Annotated in this window: 26 protein-coding genes; 21 read left to right on the top strand and 5 right to left on the bottom strand. The window is 40.1% G+C overall.

The window, feature by feature from the left end:
- Window positions 1-158: 158 nt before the first annotated feature.
- A complete protein-coding gene (locus tag H6793_00740; protein ID USN95683.1) occupies window positions 159-401 on the bottom strand; it encodes a hypothetical protein in 243 nt (80 codons plus the stop codon).
- Between H6793_00740 and H6793_00735 the strand changes: the two genes are divergently transcribed.
- The 5 genes from H6793_00735 to H6793_00715 all read left to right on the top strand — a co-directional run bounded on the left by H6793_00735 (window position 396) and on the right by H6793_00715 (window position 5,438).
- On the top strand, window positions 396-2,114 hold the full coding sequence (locus tag H6793_00735; GenBank protein USN95682.1) for a hypothetical protein: 1,719 nt from the start codon (window positions 396-398) through the stop codon (window positions 2,112-2,114). The two genes, H6793_00740 and H6793_00735, sit on opposite strands and share 6 nt — an antisense overlap.
- A gap of 121 nt (window positions 2,115-2,235) precedes the next feature.
- Entirely contained in the window at window positions 2,236-3,369 is a 1,134-nt protein-coding gene (locus tag H6793_00730; GenBank protein USN95681.1) for an RNA-directed DNA polymerase, read from the top strand.
- 174 nt (window positions 3,370-3,543) lie between these two features.
- Window positions 3,544-3,741, top strand: coding sequence for a hypothetical protein (locus H6793_00725; GenBank protein ID USN95680.1), 198 nt, complete (start codon window positions 3,544-3,546; stop codon window positions 3,739-3,741).
- A 91-nt stretch (window positions 3,742-3,832) separates the two neighbouring features.
- Window positions 3,833-4,588 carry a ParA family protein gene (locus tag H6793_00720; GenBank protein USN95679.1) on the top strand — a complete coding sequence of 252 codons (756 nt, stop codon included), beginning with the start codon at window positions 3,833-3,835 and terminating at the stop codon, window positions 4,586-4,588.
- Window positions 4,578-5,438 (top strand): ParB/RepB/Spo0J family partition protein, encoded by an 861-nt coding sequence (locus tag H6793_00715; protein USN95678.1) that lies wholly within the window; start codon window positions 4,578-4,580, stop codon window positions 5,436-5,438. The genes H6793_00720 and H6793_00715 overlap by 11 nt, the downstream gene beginning before the upstream one ends.
- Here the strand turns inward: H6793_00715 and lepB are convergent.
- Complete coding sequence (lepB, locus tag H6793_00710) at window positions 5,435-6,160, bottom strand: signal peptidase I (protein USN95677.1); 726 nt, start codon at window positions 6,158-6,160, stop codon at window positions 5,435-5,437. The two genes, H6793_00715 and lepB, sit on opposite strands and share 4 nt — an antisense overlap.
- Window positions 6,161-6,263: 103 nt before the next feature.
- Between lepB and H6793_00705 the strand changes: the two genes are divergently transcribed.
- The 3 genes from H6793_00705 to H6793_00695 are packed head-to-tail and all read left to right on the top strand — an operon-like array spanning window position 6,264 to window position 9,892.
- Window positions 6,264-7,910: an LCP family protein gene (locus H6793_00705; protein ID USN95676.1), complete on the top strand. Its 1,647-nt coding sequence runs from the start codon at window positions 6,264-6,266 to the stop codon at window positions 7,908-7,910.
- Window positions 7,891-8,640 carry a hypothetical protein gene (locus H6793_00700; GenBank protein USN95675.1) on the top strand — a complete coding sequence of 250 codons (750 nt, stop codon included), beginning with the start codon at window positions 7,891-7,893 and terminating at the stop codon, window positions 8,638-8,640. Before H6793_00705 ends, H6793_00700 begins: the two co-directional genes overlap by 20 nt.
- A 19-nt stretch (window positions 8,641-8,659) precedes the next feature.
- Window positions 8,660-9,892 carry a trypsin-like peptidase domain-containing protein gene (locus H6793_00695; GenBank protein USN95674.1) on the top strand — a complete coding sequence of 411 codons (1,233 nt, stop codon included), beginning with the start codon at window positions 8,660-8,662 and terminating at the stop codon, window positions 9,890-9,892.
- Here H6793_00695 and H6793_00690 read toward each other — a convergent pair.
- The gene (locus H6793_00690; protein USN95673.1) at window positions 9,885-10,688 is read right to left on the bottom strand and encodes a peptide chain release factor N(5)-glutamine methyltransferase; all 804 of its coding nucleotides are present in this window, start codon (window positions 10,686-10,688) and stop codon (window positions 9,885-9,887) included. The genes H6793_00695 and H6793_00690 overlap by 8 nt on opposite strands.
- A gap of 73 nt (window positions 10,689-10,761) precedes the next feature.
- Between H6793_00690 and H6793_00685 the strand changes: the two genes are divergently transcribed.
- Both H6793_00685 and H6793_00680 read left to right on the top strand, forming a co-directional pair.
- A complete protein-coding gene (locus H6793_00685; protein USN95672.1) occupies window positions 10,762-12,216 on the top strand; it encodes a hypothetical protein in 1,455 nt (484 codons plus the stop codon).
- Window positions 12,217-12,804: 588 nt separating this feature from the next.
- Window positions 12,805-13,527, top strand: coding sequence for a hypothetical protein (locus tag H6793_00680; GenBank protein ID USN95671.1), 723 nt, complete (start codon window positions 12,805-12,807; stop codon window positions 13,525-13,527).
- Between the two features lie 501 nt (window positions 13,528-14,028).
- Here the strand turns inward: H6793_00680 and prfA are convergent.
- Together prfA and H6793_00670 are read right to left on the bottom strand one after the other, a co-directional pair.
- A complete protein-coding gene (gene prfA / locus H6793_00675; protein USN95670.1) occupies window positions 14,029-15,081 on the bottom strand; it encodes a peptide chain release factor 1 in 1,053 nt (350 codons plus the stop codon).
- Between the two features lie 68 nt (window positions 15,082-15,149).
- Window positions 15,150-15,491 (bottom strand): type B 50S ribosomal protein L31, encoded by a 342-nt coding sequence (locus H6793_00670; protein USN95669.1) that lies wholly within the window; start codon window positions 15,489-15,491, stop codon window positions 15,150-15,152.
- A 182-nt stretch (window positions 15,492-15,673) separates the two neighbouring features.
- Here H6793_00670 and rpsB point away from each other — a divergent pair, with 182 nt between their 5' ends.
- The 11 genes from rpsB (at window position 15,674) to H6793_00615 (ending at window position 24,503) form a co-directional block, all read left to right on the top strand.
- Window positions 15,674-16,387 carry a 30S ribosomal protein S2 gene (gene rpsB / locus H6793_00665; protein USN95668.1) on the top strand — a complete coding sequence of 238 codons (714 nt, stop codon included), beginning with the start codon at window positions 15,674-15,676 and terminating at the stop codon, window positions 16,385-16,387.
- A 10-nt stretch (window positions 16,388-16,397) separates the two neighbouring features.
- The gene (gene tsf / locus H6793_00660) at window positions 16,398-16,997 is read left to right on the top strand and encodes a translation elongation factor Ts (protein USN95964.1); all 600 of its coding nucleotides are present in this window, start codon (window positions 16,398-16,400) and stop codon (window positions 16,995-16,997) included.
- Between the two features lie 72 nt (window positions 16,998-17,069).
- Entirely contained in the window at window positions 17,070-17,633 is a 564-nt protein-coding gene (frr, locus tag H6793_00655; protein ID USN95667.1) for a ribosome recycling factor, read from the top strand.
- 39 nt (window positions 17,634-17,672) lie between these two features.
- On the top strand, window positions 17,673-18,371 hold the full coding sequence (gene uppS, locus H6793_00650; GenBank protein USN95666.1) for a di-trans,poly-cis-decaprenylcistransferase: 699 nt from the start codon (window positions 17,673-17,675) through the stop codon (window positions 18,369-18,371).
- On the top strand, window positions 18,372-19,496 hold the full coding sequence (locus H6793_00645; protein ID USN95665.1) for a site-2 protease family protein: 1,125 nt from the start codon (window positions 18,372-18,374) through the stop codon (window positions 19,494-19,496). It abuts the gene before it with no gap.
- A 2-nt stretch (window positions 19,497-19,498) separates the two neighbouring features.
- Window positions 19,499-20,257, top strand: a complete 759-nt coding sequence (locus H6793_00640; protein ID USN95664.1) for a CPBP family intramembrane metalloprotease — start codon at window positions 19,499-19,501, stop codon at window positions 20,255-20,257.
- A gap of 75 nt (window positions 20,258-20,332) precedes the next feature.
- The gene (locus H6793_00635) at window positions 20,333-20,695 is read left to right on the top strand and encodes a hypothetical protein (GenBank protein ID USN95663.1); all 363 of its coding nucleotides are present in this window, start codon (window positions 20,333-20,335) and stop codon (window positions 20,693-20,695) included.
- 22 nt (window positions 20,696-20,717) lie between these two features.
- Complete coding sequence (locus H6793_00630) at window positions 20,718-21,971, top strand: prolyl-tRNA synthetase (GenBank protein USN95662.1); 1,254 nt, start codon at window positions 20,718-20,720, stop codon at window positions 21,969-21,971.
- A 77-nt stretch (window positions 21,972-22,048) separates the two neighbouring features.
- Window positions 22,049-22,510, top strand: a complete 462-nt coding sequence (gene greA, locus H6793_00625; GenBank protein USN95661.1) for a transcription elongation factor GreA — start codon at window positions 22,049-22,051, stop codon at window positions 22,508-22,510.
- Between the two features lie 184 nt (window positions 22,511-22,694).
- A complete protein-coding gene (locus H6793_00620; GenBank protein USN95660.1) occupies window positions 22,695-22,964 on the top strand; it encodes a hypothetical protein in 270 nt (89 codons plus the stop codon).
- A 12-nt stretch (window positions 22,965-22,976) separates the two neighbouring features.
- Window positions 22,977-24,503, top strand: a complete 1,527-nt coding sequence (locus H6793_00615; protein USN95659.1) for a lysine--tRNA ligase — start codon at window positions 22,977-22,979, stop codon at window positions 24,501-24,503.
- Window positions 24,504-24,516 lie beyond the last annotated feature (13 nt).

Below are 24,516 nucleotides of genomic sequence, written 5' to 3'. Positions count from 1 at the left end.
TCTAGAATATGGTATAATGATAACTATATGAATAAAAGACCTGAGCATGAAACTGTCCATGAAAGAATGGCATCTGATGAGTTCCAGGAAAAATTATTTTATAGAGGACTGTCCTCTATAAAGTGGTGAGCAAGTGCATTACTCTTGACAGGCTACTACTATTGCCATAAGCTTATTGTAATAGCTGTAATAGCTGTAATAGCTGTAATAGCTGTAATAGCTGTAATAGCTGTAATAGCTGTAATAGCTGTAATAGCTGTAATAGCTGTAATAGCTGTAATAGCTGTAATAGCTGTAATAGCTGTTTGGTAGGTGCCAAAAAGGTTATAACTATAAAAAGCCCTACAAGGTAACATTAATAATCTAACTAATATTGTAGGAGCTAGAATTAATCCATGCAAAATCAAACCATAACTCAAACTCTTAATATAGTAGTAGGCAATACCCCAGCTAACGGAAACTTAGCTAATACTGGCTCGCAAATCAAACTACTACCAATCATTGCCATTATTTTAATTACCCTAAGCTTACTTACTTGGTACTTAACTTCTCGCCGTTTAGGCTCTCGTTATAAACTAAAAACTCGTAGTTTAGGTGTTTTCTTGGCTCTTTCATTAGCCGTAGTTGGCCTAACTATTAACTCTCACTTTGCCCAAGCCACCCCAACCCTAACTCTTGGCACCGGCCAAAACAACATTAATGTAACTATCCCTAATGGTGGCGGATCGGTAAACTCCACCACAAACCTAACCACCGGCACAGTCAACTCAAGTGGGTACACCCTAACCGCCCAACTCCAATCAACTGAACCAGGCATAGCTATTGGCATAAAAGGCGGAGAAATAGCCACCAATACCACCCTAGTTCCAAACGCCACTCCGCTAACTCTAAAAACCACCAGTTCAGCAACCAGTAATGACACAACAGAAGCCACCCTATACTTCACCATAGACGACACAGTAACAGCTGGCACCAAACAATTACAACTAACCTATAATGCTACCGACAACCCATCAATAATTCCACCAGCTCCAACCACCATGCAAGAGCTAACATCATCCTATTGCCAAGATAACATGACAATCTATGATGGCTCTAACAACGAAGCTATCCTAACCCTAACAGACGCTAGGGGAGACAACCAAACCTACCAAGTAGCCAAACTAGCCGACAACAACTGTTGGATGCTCAACAACCTAAAACTAGGTTCAAATTCAGGTACAACTCTACTTACACCCCAAGACACAGACATAACTAGTAACTTCACCCTGCCACAACTCTACTCTGGCTCTGACTCATCACACGCTAGCTTCGACACCCCAGAAGCCTACAACATACCAACCGCACTCAGAGTCACAAGTGGCTGGGAACATTCAACCAGTGGCACCTGGAGCCTAAATATATCCACTCCAATCTCTACCACCGTTGGCCCATTTCCGTATGATGTTGACGGCGATACAGTAGCTACAGCCCTAACTACAGCCGTAGGCCAAACCGTAACCACCAGCCGTTCTAGCCAACTTGATGGCAACGGTACCACTGCATTTACCTGGTCAACCCTAGATAACAGCTGGAACATCACTATAGACACATCTAACTTAGTCCAAAACGATGGACCCGGTATTTCTACCGCCGAAGTAACTAACTCAGATGACTACGGCAACCTCTACAATTGGCCAGCTGTAACCGCAGGAGAATCCAGGACCTCCCACGATGAGAATGCCGGCAATGCCCCACACTCCATCTGCCCTAAAAACTGGAGACTACCAATCGGTGGAATAGATACTAACACAGGCATACCCCTCTCAACCAACGAATTCAACGAACTAAGCGCTAAAATGGCAGGTTTCCCAAATGGCCAAGACCCCACCTACTTAAGCAATTACGGGGAACATTACCAAAACTGGCAACCTAACGGCCCATTTAAAGGACAATTTGCTGGCCTCTGGAATGGGGGCTTCGGCGACCAGGGCGGCGGCGGCGGCCTGTGGTCAAGTTCGGCTTTCCCGGATACTGCGGATAACGCTTTCCTCGCGGTCTTCTTTTCTGGCTTCGTTCTTCCTGGCCACGTCGTCGATCGGGCTTTCGGTATTGGGGTTCGCTGTCTCTTGTAAAAAATTAAATATGGCCACAAAGCGAGGCATGGCGGTTAGGGGTGACCACCCCTAACCCCGCCGAGTCGACTGGCCATATTTTACACTAGAATTATCCCCCATCAGACAATAGAAATACAGCATGGCTAAAGATACTCCAGCAACCACTAAGGCTTCAGATATTCGCAAAGAATGGCTAGTAAAAGAGCTCAATAAAGCCTATCAGCGTGCTAAGATTGGCAAATCTAATAAAGCCGAAGTAATTGCTTTTACAAAAATCGCCAAAGCTGAAATATCGGCACTTGCCCATGAAATTGACACACGTAGTTACGCCCCACGCCCATCAACAGCCTTTATTGTAAACAAGCCTGTCAAACGAGAGATTTTTGCAGCTAACTTCCGTGATAGAGTTGTTCATCACTTTTTGTTCAACCAAGTAAATAGTTGGTGGGATGCAAGATTTATTGAAGATAATTATAGTTGCCGAGTAGGCAAGGGCACACTTTATGGTATTCGTCGGCTTGACCATCATATTCGTTCTGTTAGCCTAAATTATACTCGCCCTGCCTATGTACTTAAGCTAGATTTACTAGGATATTTTATGAGCTTAGACCGTAAAAAACTCTATACACGGGCGATGTGGGGGCTAGACAGGCAATACCCAAACCAAGGACACGCCTACCAAGTTTGTAAATATCTATGGAAGGTGATTATTTTTAATGATCCAATAAAAAATGCAATATTTAATTGCCCTCGAAGTGCTTGGCGTGGTTTACCACCCAGCAAAAGCCTGTTTCATCAGCCCAAAGGGCGAGGGATTGCTATTGGTAATCTGACTTCTCAGCTACTTAGTAATATCTATCTGGATCAATTAGATAGATTTGTGACATTTGATCTAGGCTTTAAGCATTATGGGCGCTACGTTGATGATTTTTATATTGTCTCTAGTAATAAAAACGAGTTAGTTAAAGTTACCAAGACAATAGAAAACTATGTGAGCCAGCATTTAGACTTGCTACTGCATCCACATAAACGGCATTTGCAGGAACACAATCGTGGCGTGGCCTTTCTCGGTGCAGCCATCTACCCATTTCGATTGCATCCGGGCAAACGCTTAAAACGTAACCTGCTCTTGGCCCTCTCAAACCCTGATTGTTCAAAAGAAACAGAGGCTTCGTATCGAGGGCTAGTCAAGCATTATAAATACAAAAGACTTCTCAGTGGTATGAAACTTCGGGGGGGGGGGTACAATAAAAGTATGCTTGGGCTGGCTTAAGGCGGGCGGTGCTTGGTGGTAATTATATCTCGTTGTCCGATTAACAGTCAGATATATAAGCATAAGTAAGAGACAATGCTCACTGGTCTTAATTTGTTGAGGCTAGTTCTTTACGGATGGTGCCGCCAAGGTCCGCCTATACTCAGTATGCTGAGTATAGGGTAACGAGTAGTATTGCTAGTGCGCAGTGGCTGGTTGCTGTTTGCTGGCAACTGGAATGAGGGCTTCGACGACCAGGGCGACAACGGCAACCTGTGGTCAAGTTCGGCTTTCCCGGATACTGCGGATAACGCTTTCAACGCGAACTTCAATTCTGACAACGTTAATCCTGGCAACAACGACAATCGGGCTAACGGTATTGGGGTTCGCTGACTCTTAACGGTATTAAGAACCGTATATTTTAATTTCTATATTGAGATAATTGCGTGAAAATGGTACTCTAAAGAGTGAAAAGCATGAGGGTATGAGACATATAATTGCAATTTTGAACCAAAAAGGGGGTGTTGGCAAAACGACTAGCACTATAAATATTGGTGCATATTTAGCCAAAATGGGTCGCTCGGTTTTGGTGGTTGACCTAGATCCTCAAGGTAATGCAACCAGTGGGCTTGGTCAGCAAGGAAATTTTGATTCAACAACTTACGATGTATTATTAGGGCGGGCAAACTTGAGCGAGGTGATAATAGATTTAGACGAATCAAATATTTCTTTAGTGCCAGCAAATGCGAACCTGGCTGCATCCGAGGTTGAGTTAGTTTCTCAACCAGATAGAGAAAGTCGTTTACGTCAAAGCCTGGCACATGCGTCTCACGATTATGTTTTAATTGACTGTCCACCTTCGCTAGGTTTATTGAGCATCAATGCGTTAACAGCCTCAGATTATGTAATTATTCCAGTACAAGCTGAGTATTATGCCCTAGAGGGTTTGACCCAGTTATTAGGGACAATTCAAAGAGTGCGCAAAGGGCTTAATCCAGACTTAAATTTGTTGGGTGTAGTAGTTACGATGTATGATAGTCGAACCTCTTTATCAGAAAGTGTTTACAAAGAGCTTCAAAAACATTTCAAACAAAAACTATTCAAAACCGTTGTTCCTAGAAATGTTAGATTAGCTGAAGCTCCAAGTCATGGAAAGACAATACTGGCTCACGATAAGTGGTCCAGGGGGGCAAGGGCATATAAAGCATTAGCAAAGGAGATTGATCAAAATGTCAGGTAAAACTGGGCTTGGCAGAGGGCTCGACGCATTGATTCCAGAAGAGTTCGACTCTTCAATTTTAGAGAATAACGAACGTGTACAAAATTTGCCGATTAATAAAGTAATACCAAATCCTGAACAACCCAGGAAGCATTTCGAAGAAGAAGCCCTTAATGAGCTAGCAAAATCGATTAAGAATCATGGAATCGTGCAACCGTTAATTGTAACGAAATATAACGATGATTATCGTATTATTGCCGGCGAAAGACGTTGGCGTTCTGCTAAGATTGCTGGACTAAAAGAAGTGCCTGCAGTCGTCAGATCCTTAAAACTAATCGAAGAGCTAGAAGTGGCAATAATTGAAAATGTTCAAAGAGTCGACCTCTCACCACTTGAACAGGCACAGTCGATAGAGAGACTACATGATCAATTCAATCTCAGCTATGCAGAAATTGCGAAAAAACTTGGCAAGGCAGTTCCGACTATCCACAACACAGTCAGACTTTTGCAGTTGCCAAAATCAGCTATGCAGGCGTTAAAAAATGGACAGATTTCTGAAGGTCATGCACGAGCCATCCTGGCATTGAAGGAAGACTCACAAAAGCAAGCAGACTTATTAGAGTCGGTTTTAAAATTTGGTTGGTCGGTTCGCCAGGCCGAACAATTCGTTACGGCTAGTCGTCAGGAAGAAAAGAAATCAACCAAAAAAGTTAAAGAACATATGGCAACTACTAACACTCAAACAGAAGCTTTAGCAAAAAGGCTCAACACGTCTATTAATATTAGACGAACAGCCAAGGGTGGAAAACTTGAAGTTTATTTTAAAGATGACGATGACTTGAAGCGAATAACCACAGAGTTAATTGGTTAAAAAGTACGAGCTTTATTGAGTGGGAATATACGCATCCCAAGCTTACCAACTATTGTACTATCATCAATAGGTCCAAAATATCGAGAGTCAAGTGAGTTTCCACGGTTGTCGCCCATAACGAATACTTGACCTGGCTGAACAGTAACATCTACATTTCCATTTGTAGTGCTAAATGACTTGCTGTATTCTTTGTCTTTATCGGGATTGAATCCATCTGGATGTTCTTTGTTGAACACAGTTACGGTACCGTCTTTTACAACTACTCTCTCACCAGGCAAACCAATAACGCGCTTGACCAATTGTCTAGATTCTCCACCGCTGACTCCACCCGATTCATCGAGAGTGAATATAATTATTTGATATCGTGGGGGAATATAGTCACTTCTAGTGATTCTGGCAAGTGTGCGATCGATCTTGCTAACAATCAGAAGGTCTTTATTATGTAGGGTTTGTTGCATGCTTGGTCCGTCTACTTCGTATGACTGAATAACAAAGACAATCAAAAAAAGTGCCAATAATGGTGCTGCCAAGAATAGAATGACGGTCGAGATGATACTTTTTATGGTGTTCGATTTTGACTCAGCTGATGATTCCTCTTGACTAGGGTCTTGTTCTTCTTGTGGGTCTTGAGGAGAAAGTGGTGAGACTTGTTCGGGTTGTGGGTTATTTGCTGGAGGGGAATTTGAGTAGTCAACAGGCGATGATGATTTGATTTCTGACATATCAGTCTATAACTATACGTTAATGTCGGTAAAATTGCCATAATTGTTTTGGAATTTAATTTTGATATGACTACCATAACGGCTATACTAAAACACACGTGCTATGGATAATTTTAGAAGATCTAAACGTGTAAATTCTGGTAATATTGATGGGTTGATCGGAGGGCGAAGGCGTCCTTCAATAAACATGAAACCTAAATCCCAAGCGACTTCTTCAGTTAATTTTCAGAATAAATCATCAGAATCACGTATTGGTAATTTTGCAAAGAAAGAAGGATTTATTACTCGTAATGTTAAGACAATTACGCCTGATGGTCGTTCGCTTGGAAGAAAACCAGCAAGAACCATAAAGCCTATTGACATGAGTATCGATGAGTCATCAAAAAAACGACGATCAAATAAGAAACCAAGAAATTTACGAAAGATTATCTTGCGTAGCAGTTTGGTGATATTTCTGGTTATATTTTTAACGGGAAGTTACCTTGGCATACGAGGATATCTACGTGCCAGAGAGATATTTAAAGGTGGTGGTGATTCAATAGCCTGGAAGTGCGAGCCGGATCCTACCACTCTTCAGCAGGAGGGGGATGGTCGTGTAAATTTCTTGCTGATGGGAAAAGGTGGTCCTGAGCAACCAGACGGGCCAGATCTAACTGACACAATAATCATTGCTAGCGTCGACCCTTGTAATAAGGAAGCAGGCTTACTAAGTATACCGAGAGATCTGGCGGTTAAGATGGAAGACGGTGGAACTCAAAAGATCAACGCGGTGTATGCATTAACTAAAATGTCTGCTCAGAGTGAGGGGAAATCTGATGAAGAGGCAGAAAAAACAGGTATAAAAGCAATCGAAGATGTTGTCGAGAATGTTTCTGGCTTGAAGATGAACTATTATGCGATGATCGATTTTGAGGCATTTGAAAAGGCCATCAATGCTGTTGGTGGAGTTGATATTAACGTTAAAGACTCTGTTAGTGAGCGAATGTCACTAAAAGGTAAGGTGTATAATCTGAATGTCCAGACAGGTAATCAGCATTTTGATGGATTAAAAGCATTAGCTTATTCAAGATGTCGACACTGTGATAATAAGAATGATTTTGGGCGGTCTGAACGGCAAAGAGAGGTTATTATAGCTCTGAAAAACAAAGTGGTTAGTCTGGGAACGTTTAGTAATCCAGTAAAGATGTCGCAATTGATTGATAGTTTTGGTTCGAGAATTTCAACAAATCTGTCAATACCTGACGAGGCACTGAAACTGTATGCTCTCGGCCAAGAAATCAATGAATCAAATATCAAGTCGGTCAGTTTGGTGGATGAACCAAATGTTTTGATAGGTAGCGGAAGCTCAAGTTTGGGTCTTGGCTCAATCCAGGTTCCAAAAGAAGGTATATATAGGTATAATGATATTCAAAATTTTATTCGCACAACGTTTATCGATGGTTTTCTTAAGAAAGAAAATGCTGGTATACAAGTACTAAACGGTACAACAAGGAGCGGGTTGGCTACTAGTAAGGCGGATATTCTAAAAGGCTACGGATATAATGTTATTAATGTTGATGATGCGCCAAGCAAAGATTACCAGAATACAATAATCGTTGACCTAAAAAAGAAAGACACGAAATATACTAAGCGCTACCTAGAGCTTCGATACAAGACAACAGCGACAACAAACTTGCCAGAAGGTATTACTCCCCCAGAAAATGCAGACTTTGTTATAATATTAGGGCAAGATGAAACGAGTAACCGATAAAATAAAACCGATTAGTGGTTTTTCACATGTCTTTCATTTATTTTTGACTGTGATAATGCCATTACTAGTGTATGTATTAATTCGGTTGAACCTTGTTCAATTAGCAATCGCTATAGTAATACTTAGTAAGTGGCGCATCTTTTCGGTTAGACCACGATATTGGCTTCCATTAATACGGGCAAACGCAGTTGACTTAATAATTGGAATCTCGACAATTATTTTCATGGTCAACACATCCAGCGCATTAATTCAGCTGATTTGGGCAGTAGCATATGCATTGTGGCTAGTGTTAGTTAAGCCTAGTTCAAGTATATTTGGGATTTCGTTGCAGGCATTTCTGGCATTTTTGTATGGACTAGTAGCTGTATATCTGGAGTGGGGTGGGTCAACAGCGTTAGTTATTATGTTTATGACTTGGATAGTCTGTTATTCTGTTGCAAGGCATTTTTTCTCTGGGTTTGAAGAAAAACATGCTTCATTTCTTTCTAATGCTTGGGGATTGTTTGGCGCATCACTTTCGTGGATACTTTCTTTCTGGTTAATATACTATCAAGCTTTTTCTCAGGTTGCGTTGATATTAATAGTACTAGGATTTGGACTGGCTTCATTATACTATCTGGACCAGACCGATCGATTGACAACTTTAATCAGAAGACAAGTAATATTTATGATGATAGCCGTTATTGTCATAACTCTTATTTTTTCGGATTGGGGTAATAAAATAATATAACCATCACCTCGGAGGATACATGGATAATCAGCAACCGATTGCAAAACCAGAAGTAATAAAACCAAAAAAACGAATAAATCTAACAAGGCCAAAACCTTCTTCGTCACAAAAGGGTGGAGCGTTAGGGATGTTGGCGATTATTTTTATAAGTTTGAGTGCTGGTTTTGCAGGTGGTTTTATTGGGGCAAATAGTAAACAACAATCCAATACTTCTCAAAATGCTAGCGTTGAGCAGGGTAGACAAGCAGTTGAAGAACAGAGTAATTTGATAAGTAGTTTAGCAAAAGCCGTAGGCCCAAGTGTTGTTTCAATTAATGTCACTAGTCAAGGTGTTCAAGATGGCTTTTTTGGGCAGAGATCTGTTGAGCAACAGAGCGCAGGGACAGGTTTTATTATTAGTGATAGTGGTTATGTGTTGACTAATCGCCATGTTGTGCCGGAAGGTGCTTCCAAGGTTAGTGTAACTATGTCTGATGGTACCGTTCTTGATGATGTTAGTGTAGTTGGGACTACATCTGAATCAGACTCTTTAGATATCGGATTCTTAAAGATCAATAATACTAAAGGAAAGAAACTAGTTGTGGCAAAATTGGGCGATTCTAGTAAAGCCCAGGTTGGTGATACTGTTATTGCTATTGGGAACGCCTTGGGGCAATTCCAGAATACAGTAACATCTGGAATATTGTCAGGGTATGGAAGAAGTGTGCAGGCTTCCGATGGTCAGGGTACAAATGCCGAGAGTTTACAAAATATGTTCCAAACAGATGCTGCAATCAACCAGGGTAACTCAGGAGGGCCATTAGTGAATGCCAATGGAGAGGTGATTGGTATAAATACCGCAGTTGCAGGCGATGGTGCACAAAATATTGGCTTTGCGATACCAATAAATGATGCCAAAGGACTAATTAATGGCATGCTGAAGACGGGTAAGTTAGAAAGGCCATATCTAGGAGTTCGATATGTGCAACTTAATCCTTCTGTGGCCTCTCAGTTGAAAATCCAGAATGAACAAGGTGCCTACATTAATGGCTCAAATGGTTCATCTGGTGTTGTGGCTGGTGGACCAGCTGACAATGGTGGCCTACAAGACAAAGATGTGATAGTTAAAATTAATGATCAATCAGTTGACGAGAATAATACTTTGTCATCTGTTATCGGCAGATTTACTGTTGGCGAAGAAGTGACCGTAACTTTTGTTCGCAATGGCAAACAACAAACCACAAAAGTCAAGCTTGGTGAATTACCTAACTAGATTTGCGTTTGAATAATTGGACTAGTCCTTCAGAGCTGTCCGGTAGGAACCCAGCGCTTTTAGCAATCACTGCCATATCATTGTGTTGAAATACTAGACTTTCAGTTAATACAAAGTGGATTGAGGGTTTTGTAGATATTTGACTCCAGAGCTTTTGATATAATTCCATACCACCATCCTTTGCATACAAAGCAATTGCTGGCTCAAAATTTAGCTCTGGCTGAACCTTTAAATTTATTGGGACATATGGCAAATTAGCTACTATTATGTTTGCATCTATGCTTGCAGGCAGTAGATTTGCTTTTATAGTTCTACAATCAACAGAGTGTTTTTGTATATTTTGCTTAGCTACGCTCAAGGCTTTATCGCTAACATCCGATAATATAACTGTGTTCGAGGGAAGTTCTAGTTTGGTGGTTATACCTAAGACCCCAGAACCACATCCAATATCAATAATGGTCTGTTCCTCGAAATCTTGTTTTTTAAGTATTTCTATAAAACTTTCAGATTCTGGCCTTGGTATTAGTGCGTCAGGATTAACGATAAAATCTCTACCAAAAAATTCTTTGTGACCGAGAATATATGCTAATGGTTCACGAGCTAAACGACATTTTAGAAGTTTAGCGAGTTTTGTTATTTGAGTTTGCGTGAGAGTTATTTCGGGGTGAGCCAGGATAGATGCTCTATTAATTGACAATACATATTCGAGTAAAAGAAGACTGTCAAGTTCAGATGATGTTATACCTGTGCTATTCATTTTTTTCCGGGCATTATCTAGCCATTGAAATATTTGCATAGTGGGTAATAGTATACAGGTTGGCTAGTCATCATGACAAAACGGAGAGCATATTGTATAATAATTTTTAAGTATGCTTGATAAACCAATTGATGATGCCTCAAACCCAGAGTTTATCAGAAGCCCAGAAATCTCGATGGGTCTTCAAACATATGAGTACTTTGCTGGCGGAAAAGAACGACCAGAGATAATCGAAAGATTCATAGATGGCGAATCTACAGAACTACGTCTGGATTATCCCAAGTTATTGTTGCCAGAAATCGATGATCACATTTCTAACTTAACAAGTTTAGTTCCTGAGGGCCATACCGGATCCGCATCTGTTGAATTTAGACTTGCAGAAGCGTACTTTTTAAAGGCAAGCCAACAAATCAACACCTTGGACTACCCGTCTCAACAGATAGTTGATCATTTCCAAGAGATTAATGAATCAATTTATGGTAAACCTGACAAGGCAGTTGTTGATCAGATGTTATCAAGGCTGTGGGGTCAAATTGAGTCGAAACATGGAGGGGCCTCTGATGGTTTGATAAACGACCTCAAGGAGGGTTGGGTATTTACGTCATCTAGCGGAGAGGTGATTAATATCCCGGCATTGCCAAACCCAACAGATACGATCCAAGAGCCACTACCAACACTCTCGCAGGAGGCGAAAGAATGGATTTACGGCGAACTATCCAAAGAATATGCCTCGGTAAAAGAGGTCTTTGAGAAATATTATCAAGCAGAAATTGAGGCAAGAGATGATAAATCTATTACCCCAGCAGATGTTGTGGCTATGTTTAGAAGTGGAATACAAGCCATGCATTTACATGAAATTGATGTTGTTGAAGATCAGAATACTACCGCGTTAAGTTGGTCATCTACTGATGGTGTTGTGGTAGTTGGCATGAAACGCAAAAACTTATCTAGTGTTGATGAAGTATTGGGAGTTTTTGTCCACGAAGTTGGAGTACACGGAAGAAGATACGCAAGTGGAAAAAAATTAGGCGATGATTCACTTACTAATGGTTTATTTACAGAAGCAAATGACGATGAGGTGCCAGATTATTTAACCTTCGAAGAGGGCTTGGCCGGTACGTTACAAAAAATAATGCAAGGTAGCGAAGAAGAGTGGGGAATAGCAAGTATGGCATTATATTTAAACATTGCGTTTGCTCATATGGGTTGGACTCCTAGGCAAGTTCAGGAGGTTATGACTAAGGTTAGGCTTGTATTGGGTTCATCAAAAGAGGATGGTCCGAATGATGACCCAATAAATAGATCAAAACGAACAACTGCGACTGGTGTGGTGCGTGTTTTTAGGGGTACTCCTACCGACAAGCATTTTAAAACTTCAAAAGGAGTAACTTTGCATTATGCCAAGGATTTGGCCTATGCCTCTGGCAAAATAAAGGTGATACCATTATTGAATAAAATTGCTTCGTTACCCGAACCTGATAGGACTGAACTGTGGGATAGATTATTCTTGGGCAAGTTCGACCCGACAAATAGTCATCACCAGCAATACACAGAAAGATTGAGTTGAGGTTTGGGGTAGCCTTAGCTTATTCTTCGCTTAAAAGTTCGTGTTCAGCTTTTTGGAGTTGCTCAAATATATCATCGATATTGCCATCAAGCGCACTAAGTCTAGCGGTTTGACTGGGGTGGCTATAAGATGGTCACAGGTTTCATGTGGGGTACGCCAGTTCGGTCTGCGTCTTGGCTTGTTGTTTAATTCTAGTGTTATTATGTTGTTCAGCTCATTTTTGGGTAAGTTTACATATGTCGGCTCACTTGGAAGGATAGGCTCTGTGTTGGCGGTTGCTGTTTTTTTATTGGATCCGCGTTACCAAGAGCTGTAGGGATTGACTCAAAACCTTTTAATATCACGCAACCAGTTCGTTATTTGGGGAAGTTGACACTGTCGCTTGCGTGGCAAACTCGCTATTCTGTTCATCAGAACAAGACCTCCTTTTGTAAGCTTGTTGACATTACTTACTTTAACATCTTGTTCCGCTTTAGTTTAGTGAACCCACCTCCACATTGTGTTGATTTTTTGGTCGGAGTGTGCTACACTCAAAAAGTAGTATTAAAAATAAGTAAATAAAAACAAAAATCTAAAAAGGAGAATTAAATGAGTTTAGAAACAATGCCTTCTCAAGATCAAGCAGAAGAAGCTTTTGATGTAGAAAATGGTCAACAGCAAGATCTTAGCCAAACTGCTAGGGATACAAAAGAGCAACTCGAAGATATCGCCTTGATGGCAACGTTTGATGCAACTAACGCTGTAGCCGAGAGAGGTGAAATTACGCAAATTGGCAATAGGGAGTATGGCGCCACTGAAACCTCGGAGAGAAACGATGACGGTACTTTTACCGTTAAAGAATCCTTAACAGCTGTAGATGTGCAAAATGGTGATTTGACTTCTTTACTAGATGGTGGTTCTCCGGACGGTCCCAGGACGTCCGAAACAGTGCAAACTTCTGCGCCATCAGAGGGGTTTCTAGGACAACGCCCAGATATAAGCAATAGCCAGCACCAGCGTACATCAAGAATTGAGTCAGGCGTTGACCGCACAACGTTTACTGAGACAAAAACTGGTAGTAGTGGCAATATTATTTCACGACAGACAGAGTTAGGCACAGATAAAAATGGTGAGCCAATTATTAGGACACATCTTAAAACAACTAGTCCTGAAGGTGAGGTTATTCGTGAAAGAAACCTCGAATATAGTGGTAGTTCTCATCCTCTAGCAGAACAACGTTCTAGAGCTGCAATAAAAACTGCCGAAGCGATTGGTAAGCGTGTTGCTGGTGCTCAGCCCAAACCAGAGAACAACAATAGAATAATAATGTAGCTTGTGAGTAGAATACTTTTGCATTTTGTGATTCGGATATATTTAATATCGAACAATAGTGATATATGGTGAGGTAGAAGGCGGGATAATGGATCTTCCAGATATCGAAAGTGTTCTTGTTAAGTACATCGAGTGAGCTATTGTGTACTTGAGATTGGTGAGGTGGCATAGCCATCATGCAGAATGAGTAGTATATAGCGAGGCTATGTGACCGTGTTTTTCTGGCGAAATAGGCAAACAATATCAATCAATCTGTCAATCATCAGATATGTTACTAACAATGCATTATGGCCCACAATTAAACACTCGATAATGATTCAGAATTTTATCGATGTTGAAAAGTAAACGAGGGATATGTAGTTAGTATTAATTTTGTTAATCCATATTTAAGCTACTGTAGTGGGGTACAGGGGCTTAAATTACCAACTTTGTATCTATGCAATAAGAGTACGTTAGCAGAAGTATTTTGTCAGTCCGAAAACAATCAAAAATGTTATATAGTTACTCTTTTTGTAAAAGTTCGTGTTCAGCTTTTTGGAGTTGCTCAAATATATCATCGATATTGCCATCAAGCGCACTGGGTAGATTACTACGAGAGTAACCAATACGGTGGTCGGTTATCCTATCTTGTGGAAAGTTATAGGTACGAATTTTTTCACTGCGATCACCAGAACCAATAAGTTTTCTGCGAGCATCAGATAGCTGTTTTTGTTCGTCTTCTATTTTTTGCTGGAGTAGTCGCGAACGCAAGACTCCTAAAGCCTTATCTTTATTTTTGATTTGTGATTTTTCGTCCTGACAAGTTACAACTAGTCCTGTTGGTAGGTGAGTGATTCTGACCGCAGAATCGGTGGTATTGACTGATTGACCACCATGCCCACTTGACCGATAAACATCAATTCTAAGATCGGAGGGCTTAATTTCTACATCACTCTCTTCAGCTTCTGGTAGAACAGCAACGGTAGCCGTTGAAGTATGAACGCGACCTTGACTTTCAGTAACTGGAATTCTTTGCACTCGATGTACTCCCGCTTCAAACTTAAAGTTTTTGTAAGCATTTTGCCCACGAATGGCAACAGTGATTTCTTTAAATCCTCCAGCTTCACTAGGACTTTCGTTGATAAGCTCTAACTTATAGCCATGATTTTCGGCCCAGCGGGTATACATCCTATATAGGTCGCCCGTAAAAAGCGATGCCTCATCGCCACCCGCCGCTGAACGAATTTCTAAAATTGCATCACGATCATTATTAGGGTCTTTTGGCAAAAGGGCGTCGGTGAGTTTTGCTTGGTTGGCCATGATTTGCGATTCTGTTTCTTGGAGCTCTTCTTTGGCTAGTTCGGCAAGCTCGCCACCTGCATCGATTATTTCTTGAGCGTCACGTTTGATGTTTGCTAGGCGATTTCGTTCATCGAAGAGGTTGATAATTGATTCTAGTTCGCTTTGCCTGCGTGCAATTTTGGGGTATTTTGAGTCAGAAAAAATGCCAGGATCTTTAAGCTGTTCATTTAGGCCTGCAAGTTCGTCGCGTAAGGATTGTTCTTTATTGTTCATATGACACGATTTAGTATAACTAAACTATTGTGATGATTCAAAAATAGATCACACTAAAGCTTTTGTGGCTACTTTGTTGACGAAGACTCTTTGGCTTTTTCTTCTTTTGCCTGTTTTTTCGCTATTTGCTTGCTTATAGCCTTACTGCGAGCTTCTTGAGCTTTCTTGGCTGCTTTACGCCGTGCTTCAAACTTATCAACGCGTCCCTCAATATCAAGTAGTTTTTCTTGTCCAGTGTAGAACGGGTGAGAAGAGCTTGAGATATGTACTTTTACGAGTGGGTATTCTTTGCCGTCAATTTTGATAGTATCTTCGGCGTCTACTGTAGAACGAGTTAAGTAGGTCGTATTGTCGTTTAGATCTTGAAATACAACAGGTCGATAATTCTTTGGATGTAAGTCTTTCTTCATAATCAGATTGTTAGTATAGCCTAACAGGGTAAATTGGTCAACTATCTATTGAAAAAATGTCGATAGTTGATATAATGAACCTACAATCAAGTAAGCAGGAGAATCAATAATCCTTCCTGGTCATATCTTTGCAGGAGTGACATAGGTCGTGATTCTACCGAAGTAGAAAGGATTTATTAATCATGGCAACCGTAGAAGTTGACATTAAAAAATTATTAGAAGCCGGTGCTCATTTTGGGCATAAGACAAGTCGATGGCATCCTAAGATGGCTCCATATATTCATTCAAAACGTGATGGAGTATACATTGTTGACTTAACTAAAACCGTCACAATGCTAGAAGATGCATTAAAGTATGTTGAGAAAACCGTAGCTTCAGGAAAGCAAGTATTAATAGTGGGCACCAAGAGACAAGCGCGTGATATAGCCAAGAATCTAGCAGAGGAAACTAAAATGCCTTACGTAACTGAGCGTTGGCTAGGGGGCATGCTTACAAATCAGAATACTATTGGTGGACGGGTTAAGCATCTGAAGGATCTCGAACAAAAAATGGAATCTGGCCAGCTAGCTTCTAAGTACAATAAGTTGGAGCTACAAAGATTCCAAGAAGAGATTGATGGCATGAATCATCTTTATGGTGGAATAAAAAATATGTCTATTAGACCAGGTGTCGTTTTTGTATTCGATGTATTGACCGATCACAATGCCGTTAAAGAGGCTAATAAACTAGGTATTCCAATCGTCGGGATCACAGACACTAATGCTGATCCAACAGATATAACATATCCAATTCCGGCTAACGATGATGCTATCAAAACGCTTCAATTAGTTGCGGATTATCTTAAGATAGCTATCGAATCTGGCAAGGCATCAACTAAACAAAATGAAGATAAATAGGGGGAAGAAAATGGCGAATATTTCTATAGACGATATTAAACGATTACGTGAACTTACAGGCGTTGGAATTACTGATGCCAAGAAAGCTTTGGTCGAAACTGATGGAGATTTCGATAAGGCACTTGAAGCGATGCGCAAAAAGGGGTTAACAAAAGCAGAAAAGCGTGGAGAGCGTGAAGCTCGCGCAGGGGTGATCGGAACATATAACCACGATAGTCGTATTGGTGTTTTAGTTGAAGTTAACTGCGAGACAGATTTTGTGGCTAGAAACGAAATTTTTACAGAGCTAGTTAAAGATCTTAGTATGCATGTAGCTGCTAGTGCTCCTCAGTACATTAGTGAAGATGATATTCCTGTGCAAGAACGGGACAAGGTTAAAGCTGAATTGAGCGAAAAAGCAAAGTCAGAAGGCAAGCCGGCTGAAATGCTAGATAAAATTGTGGAAGGAATGATGAAGAAGCATTTTGCTGAAAGGTGCTTATTAGATCAGCCATTTATCAAGAACCCTGATCAAACAGTCGGTCAGCTAGTTAAAGAGCATATTGCTAAATTGGGAGAAAATATTGTTGTTAGGCGAATGAGTCGTTTTCAGTTGGGCGAAGTTGAGTAATAATGGTCATTAGTACAGATTACAATTTTTTGGATATCTGCTAAAATACAGATGAAATAACAGGAGCATTATATGGAAGTTCAGCAAATAGTTAAACAAACTCAGACAAAGCTTTCGGCGACAGTTGATAGGTTCAAGGATGAACTTTCAAAAGTGCGTACCGGTCGAGCGAATTCAGCTATGCTCGATGGAGTTATGGTAGATGCTTACGGTACAGCGATGCCACTAAACCAGGTCGCAAATATAACTGCTCCTGAGGCGCAATTGTTGCAGATTACTCCATTTGACCCAAATAATCTTCAAGCTATCAGTAATGCCATTCGCGAAAATCAATCACTAGGGTTTAATCCGAGCGATGACGGCCGAGTCGTTAGGGTGCCTATCCCACCATTAACCGAAGAGCGACGTAGGGAGATAACTAAACAGGTTAGCGCTAAACTGGAAGAGGCCTTGATTGTGACCCGTGGCATAAGGCACGAAGCTATAGATGCTATTGATCAGGCAAAAAAGGATAAAGCAATCGGTGAAGATGAAGCGAAGCGTTTAATTGCCAAGATAGAGGAGGCCATGGCTCAAGCAAAAACAGACGCAGAAGTTATTGAGAAAAATAAAATTCAAGAAATAATGACTGTCTAGACTATCATCGGATGTATTTTATAAGTATAATAACTGTTAATGGTTGAGGAAAAGTCATCAATACCAAGTCATGTTGGCATGATTTTGGATGGTAATCGCCGTTGGGCGAAAAATAGAGGAATTCCTACCCTAGAAGGTCACCGACAGGGTTCAGAAGTCTTTAGAGAGGTAGCCTTGTACGCATTCGATAACGGCGTTCAATATTTAAGCGCATACGTTTTTTCTGCTGAAAATTGGGCTAGAACCAAAGAAGAGGTGTCGTATCTCATGCAGTTAATAATTAAAGCAGTTGAAAAATACTTAAAGGATTTTCACAAATACGGCATAAATATAAGAATAATTGGTCGAAAAGATCGTTTAAATAAAAAAGTTTTAAAGGCTATTGAAAAAGCTGAATCAGTAACCAAGAACAATGATAAAGGAACCTTAATAATCTGCCTTGATTACAGTGGTCAACAAGAAATAATCGACGCAACCAAAAGCATCATTAATAAAGGCATAAAAGCCCAAGATCTAGACACGTCAATTTTTGAACAAAATTTGTATGCTTCTGATATTCCTGATATAGACCTATTAATTCGCACTTCTGGCGAAAAGAGGCTTAGTGGGTATATGTTGTGGCGATCTGCTTATGCGGAGCTGGTTTTTTCAGACAAGCTTTGGCCAGACTATACTGTTCATGACTTTCAAGATGCATTGCAACAATATAATATGAGACAAAGGAGGTTCGGGGGTTAAATGTCGGTATTTCTATTAATATTGGGTTTGGTTTTATTTGTAATGTTGGTGGTCGTTCACGAGTTTGGACACTTTATTATGGCACGAAGAAACGGCGTAGATGTTGAGGAGTTTGGTATTGGCTTTCCTCCACAAGCATGGGGCAAGAAACTGAAGAGCGGCATGCTATTTACTATAAACTGGTTGCCTTTGGGGGGGTTTGTTAAGCTTAAGGGTGAGCACGACGAAGACAAAGCTAAAGGAAGTTATGGAGCGGCAAGTCTTTGGGCAAAGACAAAGATAATCGGAGCAGGTGTAGTAATGAATTTGCTAGTTGCAATTCTTATGTTTACGTTACTCGCCATCATCGGTATGCCAAAATTAGTAGATAATCAATTTACTGTTGCAAACGATACGAATGTTATTAGTAATAAGGTATTGGTTGGTGCCGTTGAAGAAGATTCTCCAGCTTCAAAAGCAGGCTTGCAACAGAGGGATCAATTATTGGGTATAACTAAAGAGCAAGAATCAAGGGATATTCCTGACGCGAAATCGTTGCCAGAAATAACAAATGAATTTTCAGGCAAAACAGTTGAGATTACCTATGTTCGAGACGGTGAATTAAAAACAACTAAGGCAACATTACGAACTACAGAGGAAGTTGAATCAAGCAAGAACTCAGATAATCCAAAGGGATATTTAGGTGTTGTACCAACAGAATTTACTATGCAAAGATCTACTTGGTCGGCACCAATAGTAGGTGTGGGCATAACAAAGCAATTTACGGAGCTTACATTAAAAGGATTGGGTTCTGTTATAGTTGGTTTGTTTCATGGTGATACCGAAAAGGCAAGTAGTCAGGTATCTGGGCCGGTAGGAGTATTTGTCTTAATCAAAGAGGGCAGTAAGTTAGGATTGCAGTTTATTCTGATGATAATTGCTGTGATATCATTGACCCTTGCAATAATGAATGTTTTGCCGATTCCTGCACTAGATGGCGGTCGGCTGTTTGTTACATATCTCTTTAGGATAATGCGTAAACCACTAACCGCAAAAACAGAAGACATGATTCATGGTATAGGGTTTGCGGTATTAATGTTATTGTTTGTACTGATAACAGTTGTTGATGTAAAAAGATTCTTTTAGTCATGCAAGCAACGAACAATGACGCCAAACTTCACCAATACAAACTATTAAATAATCCAATCTTACTGATTTTTAACACGATAGCATTGTTCTTTGTTTCGCAATTTGTTGCTAGTTTTGTGGTCATATTTGTGCAAAAATTCAGTGGTGGTGAAACTAGCCAGTCACTTAACACGTCACTACAATTTATTTATGTCGTTACTGCTGATTTATTAATACTTTTTGGGGTTCGTATGTTCCTGCGCAAAAAAGGACAGACACTTAAATCGGTGGGCATGTCCAAACCACAGATGAGTGATGTCGGCAAAGCATTATTGGCGTATGCTGGCTATCTGGTAATTTTTATGCTGACTACAATAATTGCCAAAAAAATTTCTCCATCACTAAATGTTGATCAACAACAACAACTTGGATTTGAGGCCAACAAAGGTTTGGTAAATCTTGTATTGGCAGGGATTAGCTTGGTTATTCTCCCTCCTATAGTTGAAGAAACTTTGTGTCGTGGCTACTTATATACAGGTCTTAGATCACGATATAAAATTATTCCGTCAGCAATAATTACTAGTATTGTATTCGCTTCGGCACACCTTCAGTTTGGGAGTAATGCGCCACTACTCTGGATTGCGGCAATTGACACCTTTGTGTTGTCGTTAGTTCTGGTATATCTCCGCGAAAAGACCGGTAGACTGGCAGCCTCAATGATACTGCATGGCATAAAAAATATGATTGCCTTTTCATTATTGTTTATATTTATGAAGTAGAGAGCCGGATTTATAGAAAACAGATCATTAATTAAAGTAAATTACTAATACCTAACCAAGGAAGATAGGTGACAAATGGAACTATTGCCAGAAAATCCAGAAGAGATACTTAGGACACAAATCGACAAATATTTTGAACTTGATGTCTATGAAGAAATCAAAGTAAAAGAGCTAATTGATGATATTTCAGATCAACATGAATTTGATGAAATGATAAATGATTTGACTACCAATAAGAGGCCTGGGCTACGAAAAGAGATTGCGTTTGCTATTGTTGAGGCCGATGATCACTTGCTGGCTAATTTATATAGCAATGCTCAAGAACGAGCAATTATCGGTATGAAAATCCGTTTATGTAGACAAGCAGTTTCAAGGATAATGTACGATAATCGTTATCAAACTGGAACAAGTCAATCTAAAATAGTACAATCAATGTGACATTAAAGAACGGACAACATTAATGAAATATTCCCAACTATTTACCAAGACTCGAAAAAACGCTCCAGCTGATGAAACTGCAAAGAATGCCCAACTATTAATACGAGCGGGCTATGTACACAAAGAAATGGCTGGAGTGTATGCTTATTTACCACTTGGCCTGAGAGTTCTTGAAAATATCAAGCAAATAATTCGTGAAGAGATGGACAAGATTGATGGACAAGAGTTAATAATGACCAATCTTCAACCCCAGGATACTTGGGAAGCAACTACTCGATGGGATGATGAAGTTGTGGATGTTTGGTTTAAGACAGAGCTTAAGGATCAGACTGAGGTTGGGCTTGCTTGGTCGCACGAAGAGCCAATTCTTAAGATGTTGCAACAACATGTTAAGAGCTATAAAGATTTGCCAGTTAGTGTTTATCAATTCCAAACTAAATTACGCAATGAGCTTCGCGCAAAGAGTGGAATAATGCGAGGGCGAGAGTTTTTGATGAAGGATATGTACTCAGTACATTCATCAGGTGACGATTTAGATAAATATTACCAAAAAGTTACTGATGCTTACGAGAGAATCTTTAGTAGGCTAGGTATTGGTGATACGACCTTTGTTACTTTTGCAAGCGGAGGAGCTTTCACGAAGTTTAGTCATGAATTTCAAACAATATGTGACGCTGGCGAGGATGTATTGTATGTCCATCGTGCCAAGAATATTGCTGTTAATGAGGAAGTGCTTGATGATGCTGTAAAAGAGCTAGGGATCGATAAAAGCGAGTTAGAAAAAACAAAAAGTGCCGAAGTTGGAAATATCTTTAACTTTGGAGTTGATAAATCACAGCAAATGGAGGTTATGTTCACGGATGAAGACGGTCATCAAAAGCCATTATATCTAGCATCCTATGGCATTGGCGTCACTAGGGTTATGGGTGTGATAGTTGAAAAATTGTCTGACGACAGAGGATTAGTTTGGCCGGATAATATTGCGCCATTCAGAGCGATAATTTGTAGGCTTGGGAATCATCCTGACGTTGTCAAGCGAGCAGATAGTTTATATAGCCAACTACAAGAAATGGGAGTTGAAGTTCTATATGATGATCGAGACATTCGCCCAGGAGAGAAGTTCGCGGATGCAGACTTGATAGGAGTTCCACACAGATTTGTTATTAGCGAAAAAACTTTAGCTAATGAGGTAATTGAGTACAAACAGCGAACAAGTGAAGACGCAGAAATTATTTCAGAAAAAGACATCAACAAAGTGCTAGATTCTATTGCATAAGGTTGATATAATACAGCGACTCACCAATAGCTAACAGGCTAGAGCTTATTAATAATTAAACGAAGAGTGAGGATATTATGAAAAAACAGTTTCATTTAACCAAAGAAGGTATTGCAGAATTACAGGCAGAATTGGATACGCTAATTAGTGAACGTAGCCTAGTGGCAGAGCGTATTAAGACTGCTAGAGAGTTTGGTGATTTGGCGGAAAATGCGGAATATGCATCAGCTAGATCGGAGCAAGAACAGGCAGAAGGACGCATTGCTGAACTCGAGAATATTTTACAAAATGTAAAAATTATATCTAAGCCTAAAGGCGACAGTAAGGTTCAGCTTGGATCGAGCGTCACCCTTAAGAGTGAAGATGGCAAAAAAAGAGAATTCCAGATAGTTGGTACAGTTGAGGCAGATCCCTTAAATGGCAAAATATCTGATGAGTCTCCGATAGGTAAAGCTTTGATTGGGAAAAAAGTGGGAGAAGAGGTAGAGATCCAAACCCCAAACGATATAACAACCTATAAAGTAACCGACATAAAGTAACTTTGACTAACTACAATATTTATTGTAAAATAAATATCTGATAAATGTATCTTAGATACGATTAATCAGTAATTAAAAGTTTAAGCTTTGGTTGTAAGGGTTTAGGACTTATAAGTATTATTTTAAAATCTCCCTAATGCTTACGATTAATGAATGAAGACGCAGAGATTGCTAATAAGGAAATATGATGGATAGAGCACAATTTATTGAAAGATGTGATGAAGTATTGTCGCTATCAATAGATGGCGCAACCACAGAAAATAACAGATTAATCGAGCAAGGTAGGTATCCGGTACTTACAATAGTTGGTCGTACTGCTGGTTTGCCAAGCATCTTCTGGAGAGAAGCAATACATAGACTAGAGGATAGTGACATTATTGGCTCCCGTATACTTGGTGATACAGAGACTTGCGTCCGTGGAATTGCTGTTTGGCGTGAAACTAAAGAAAGTTGATATAATAGAGAAATGGCAAATCTAAAAGAACTACGGAACGAACGACTACGTAAACTATCTGATATAAAGAAATTAAATCTTCAACCGTATCCTGCAAAATCAGGCAGAACAAACACCATATCAGAGATAATAGATAAATTTTCTGAATTTGAAAGCAAGAATGTAATAGTTAGTGGGCGGATAATCAGCACTCGCAAATTTGGAAAAATAGCTTTTTTTGTATTACGCGATACTACTGCCCAAATACAGTTGTTCTTAAAACATGATGTTATGGAAGTGCTTAGTGTTGAGCATCAAAACATTGGATTTGAACACATTAATTTGCTTGATCCTGGAGACTTTATTGAAGTATCTGGACGGGTTATAAAAACCCAAACTGGTGAGATATCAGTTGAGGTCAAAGAATTACGACTGCTTACGAAATCGCTACGCCCGATGCCTACCACTCAAGATGGCTTTACTAATAAGGAAGAGAGATTGCGTCGTCGTTACATTGACATGAATGTAAATCTAGATGTAAAAGAGCGCTTTATTAGGCGGAGCAAGTTTTGGCAATCGACCAGGGATTTCTTAAACCAAAATGGCTTTATAGAAATAAATGTTCCTGTGCTTGAGCATACAACAGGTGGGGCTGACGCCAATCCGTTTGTTACCCATATGGATGCACTAGATCAAGATTTTTATCTTAGGATAAGTCACGAACTTCCACTCAAGAGGTTGCTGGGTGCAGGTTTTGAAAAAGTATATGATATTGGTCCTCGCTTTAGGAATGAGAACTATTCTGACGAACACCTTCCAGAGCATGTAGCAATGGAATGGTATTGGGCATACGCTGATTGGCAAGATGGAATGAGCTTTACTCAACAACTTGTACGCTATGTTGCGGACAAAACATGGGGAACAAGAAGCTTTAAGCTAGCAAATGGTCAAGAGATTAACTTGGGTGAAGATGGTGAAGATTGGCCAAGGCTAAGTTTTGTTGATCTGATCAAAGACAACTATGGATTGGATGTATTTGAGTGTACACTTGAACAGGCTGTCGAGCAGCTAAAGAAGATTGGTGGAGAGGTTGAAAAAATTGATAATCGTTCAAGGGTTATTGATAAGTTGTGGAAGAAAATTCGTGTGAATATTAGTGGGCCGGCTTTTTTGGTTGATGTGCCAGATTATTTGCAACCGTTAGCAAAACTACAATCAAAAGATCCACGTTTAACAGAACAGTTTAACTTACTGCTCGGTGGCACAGAAGCTTCTAAGGCATACAGCGAGCTGAACGACCCAGTAGATCAGCTAAGTAGATTTATCGAACAGCAAAGGATGCGGGATGCTGGCGACAGTGAAGCTATGATGATGGATATTGATTTTATTGAAATGCTAGAATATGGCATGCCTCCAGCCTGTGGGTATGGTCATGCAGAACGGCTATTTTGGCTACTAGAGGGTGTGACAGCACGTGAAGGTGTGCCTTTCCCTCAACTTCGTAGTGAGGTAGATGAGGTTACTGCTGGCATCTACTCTGATCTTGATCTTGGGGCATAAAAAAGCAACTAAT

This window comes from Candidatus Nomurabacteria bacterium, assembly GCA_023898625.1.
Lineage (GTDB): Bacteria > Patescibacteriota > Saccharimonadia > Saccharimonadales > JAGQNJ01 > HK-STAS-PATE-36.
This window is presented reverse-complemented; position numbering and strand designations above follow the sequence as displayed.

Bases quoted from the DNA above. Each gene is read 5' to 3' on its own strand.
- H6793_00735 (USN95682.1), top strand. From the start codon at position 396: ATGCAAAATCAAACCATAACTCAAACTCTTAATATAGTAGTAGGCAAT.
- H6793_00730 (USN95681.1), top strand. From the start codon at position 2,236: ATGGCTAAAGATACTCCAGCAACCACTAAGGCTTCAGATATTCGCAAA.
- tsf (USN95964.1), top strand. From the start codon at position 16,398: ATGGCGAATATTTCTATAGACGATATTAAACGATTACGTGAACTTACA.
- H6793_00715 (USN95678.1), top strand. From the start codon at position 4,578: ATGTCAGGTAAAACTGGGCTTGGCAGAGGGCTCGACGCATTGATTCCA.
- H6793_00640 (USN95664.1), top strand. From the start codon at position 19,499: ATGCAAGCAACGAACAATGACGCCAAACTTCACCAATACAAACTATTA.
- rpsB (USN95668.1), top strand. From the start codon at position 15,674: ATGGCAACCGTAGAAGTTGACATTAAAAAATTATTAGAAGCCGGTGCT.
- H6793_00680 (USN95671.1), top strand. From the start codon at position 12,805: ATGAGTTTAGAAACAATGCCTTCTCAAGATCAAGCAGAAGAAGCTTTT.
- H6793_00720 (USN95679.1), top strand. From the start codon at position 3,833: ATGAGACATATAATTGCAATTTTGAACCAAAAAGGGGGTGTTGGCAAA.
- H6793_00685 (USN95672.1), top strand. From the start codon at position 10,762: ATGCTTGATAAACCAATTGATGATGCCTCAAACCCAGAGTTTATCAGA.
- H6793_00645 (USN95665.1), top strand. From the start codon at position 18,372: ATGTCGGTATTTCTATTAATATTGGGTTTGGTTTTATTTGTAATGTTG.
- H6793_00695 (USN95674.1), top strand. From the start codon at position 8,660: ATGGATAATCAGCAACCGATTGCAAAACCAGAAGTAATAAAACCAAAA.
- greA (USN95661.1), top strand. From the start codon at position 22,049: ATGAAAAAACAGTTTCATTTAACCAAAGAAGGTATTGCAGAATTACAG.
- lepB (USN95677.1), bottom strand. From the start codon at position 6,160: ATGTCAGAAATCAAATCATCATCGCCTGTTGACTACTCAAATTCCCCT.
- H6793_00700 (USN95675.1), top strand. From the start codon at position 7,891: ATGAAACGAGTAACCGATAAAATAAAACCGATTAGTGGTTTTTCACAT.
- H6793_00615 (USN95659.1), top strand. From the start codon at position 22,977: ATGGCAAATCTAAAAGAACTACGGAACGAACGACTACGTAAACTATCT.
- H6793_00670 (USN95669.1), bottom strand. From the start codon at position 15,491: ATGAAGAAAGACTTACATCCAAAGAATTATCGACCTGTTGTATTTCAA.
- H6793_00705 (USN95676.1), top strand. From the start codon at position 6,264: ATGGATAATTTTAGAAGATCTAAACGTGTAAATTCTGGTAATATTGAT.
- frr (USN95667.1), top strand. From the start codon at position 17,070: ATGGAAGTTCAGCAAATAGTTAAACAAACTCAGACAAAGCTTTCGGCG.
- prfA (USN95670.1), bottom strand. From the start codon at position 15,081: ATGAACAATAAAGAACAATCCTTACGCGACGAACTTGCAGGCCTAAAT.
- H6793_00620 (USN95660.1), top strand. From the start codon at position 22,695: ATGATGGATAGAGCACAATTTATTGAAAGATGTGATGAAGTATTGTCG.
- H6793_00690 (USN95673.1), bottom strand. From the start codon at position 10,688: ATGCAAATATTTCAATGGCTAGATAATGCCCGGAAAAAAATGAATAGC.
- H6793_00635 (USN95663.1), top strand. From the start codon at position 20,333: ATGGAACTATTGCCAGAAAATCCAGAAGAGATACTTAGGACACAAATC.
- uppS (USN95666.1), top strand. From the start codon at position 17,673: ATGGTTGAGGAAAAGTCATCAATACCAAGTCATGTTGGCATGATTTTG.
- H6793_00630 (USN95662.1), top strand. From the start codon at position 20,718: ATGAAATATTCCCAACTATTTACCAAGACTCGAAAAAACGCTCCAGCT.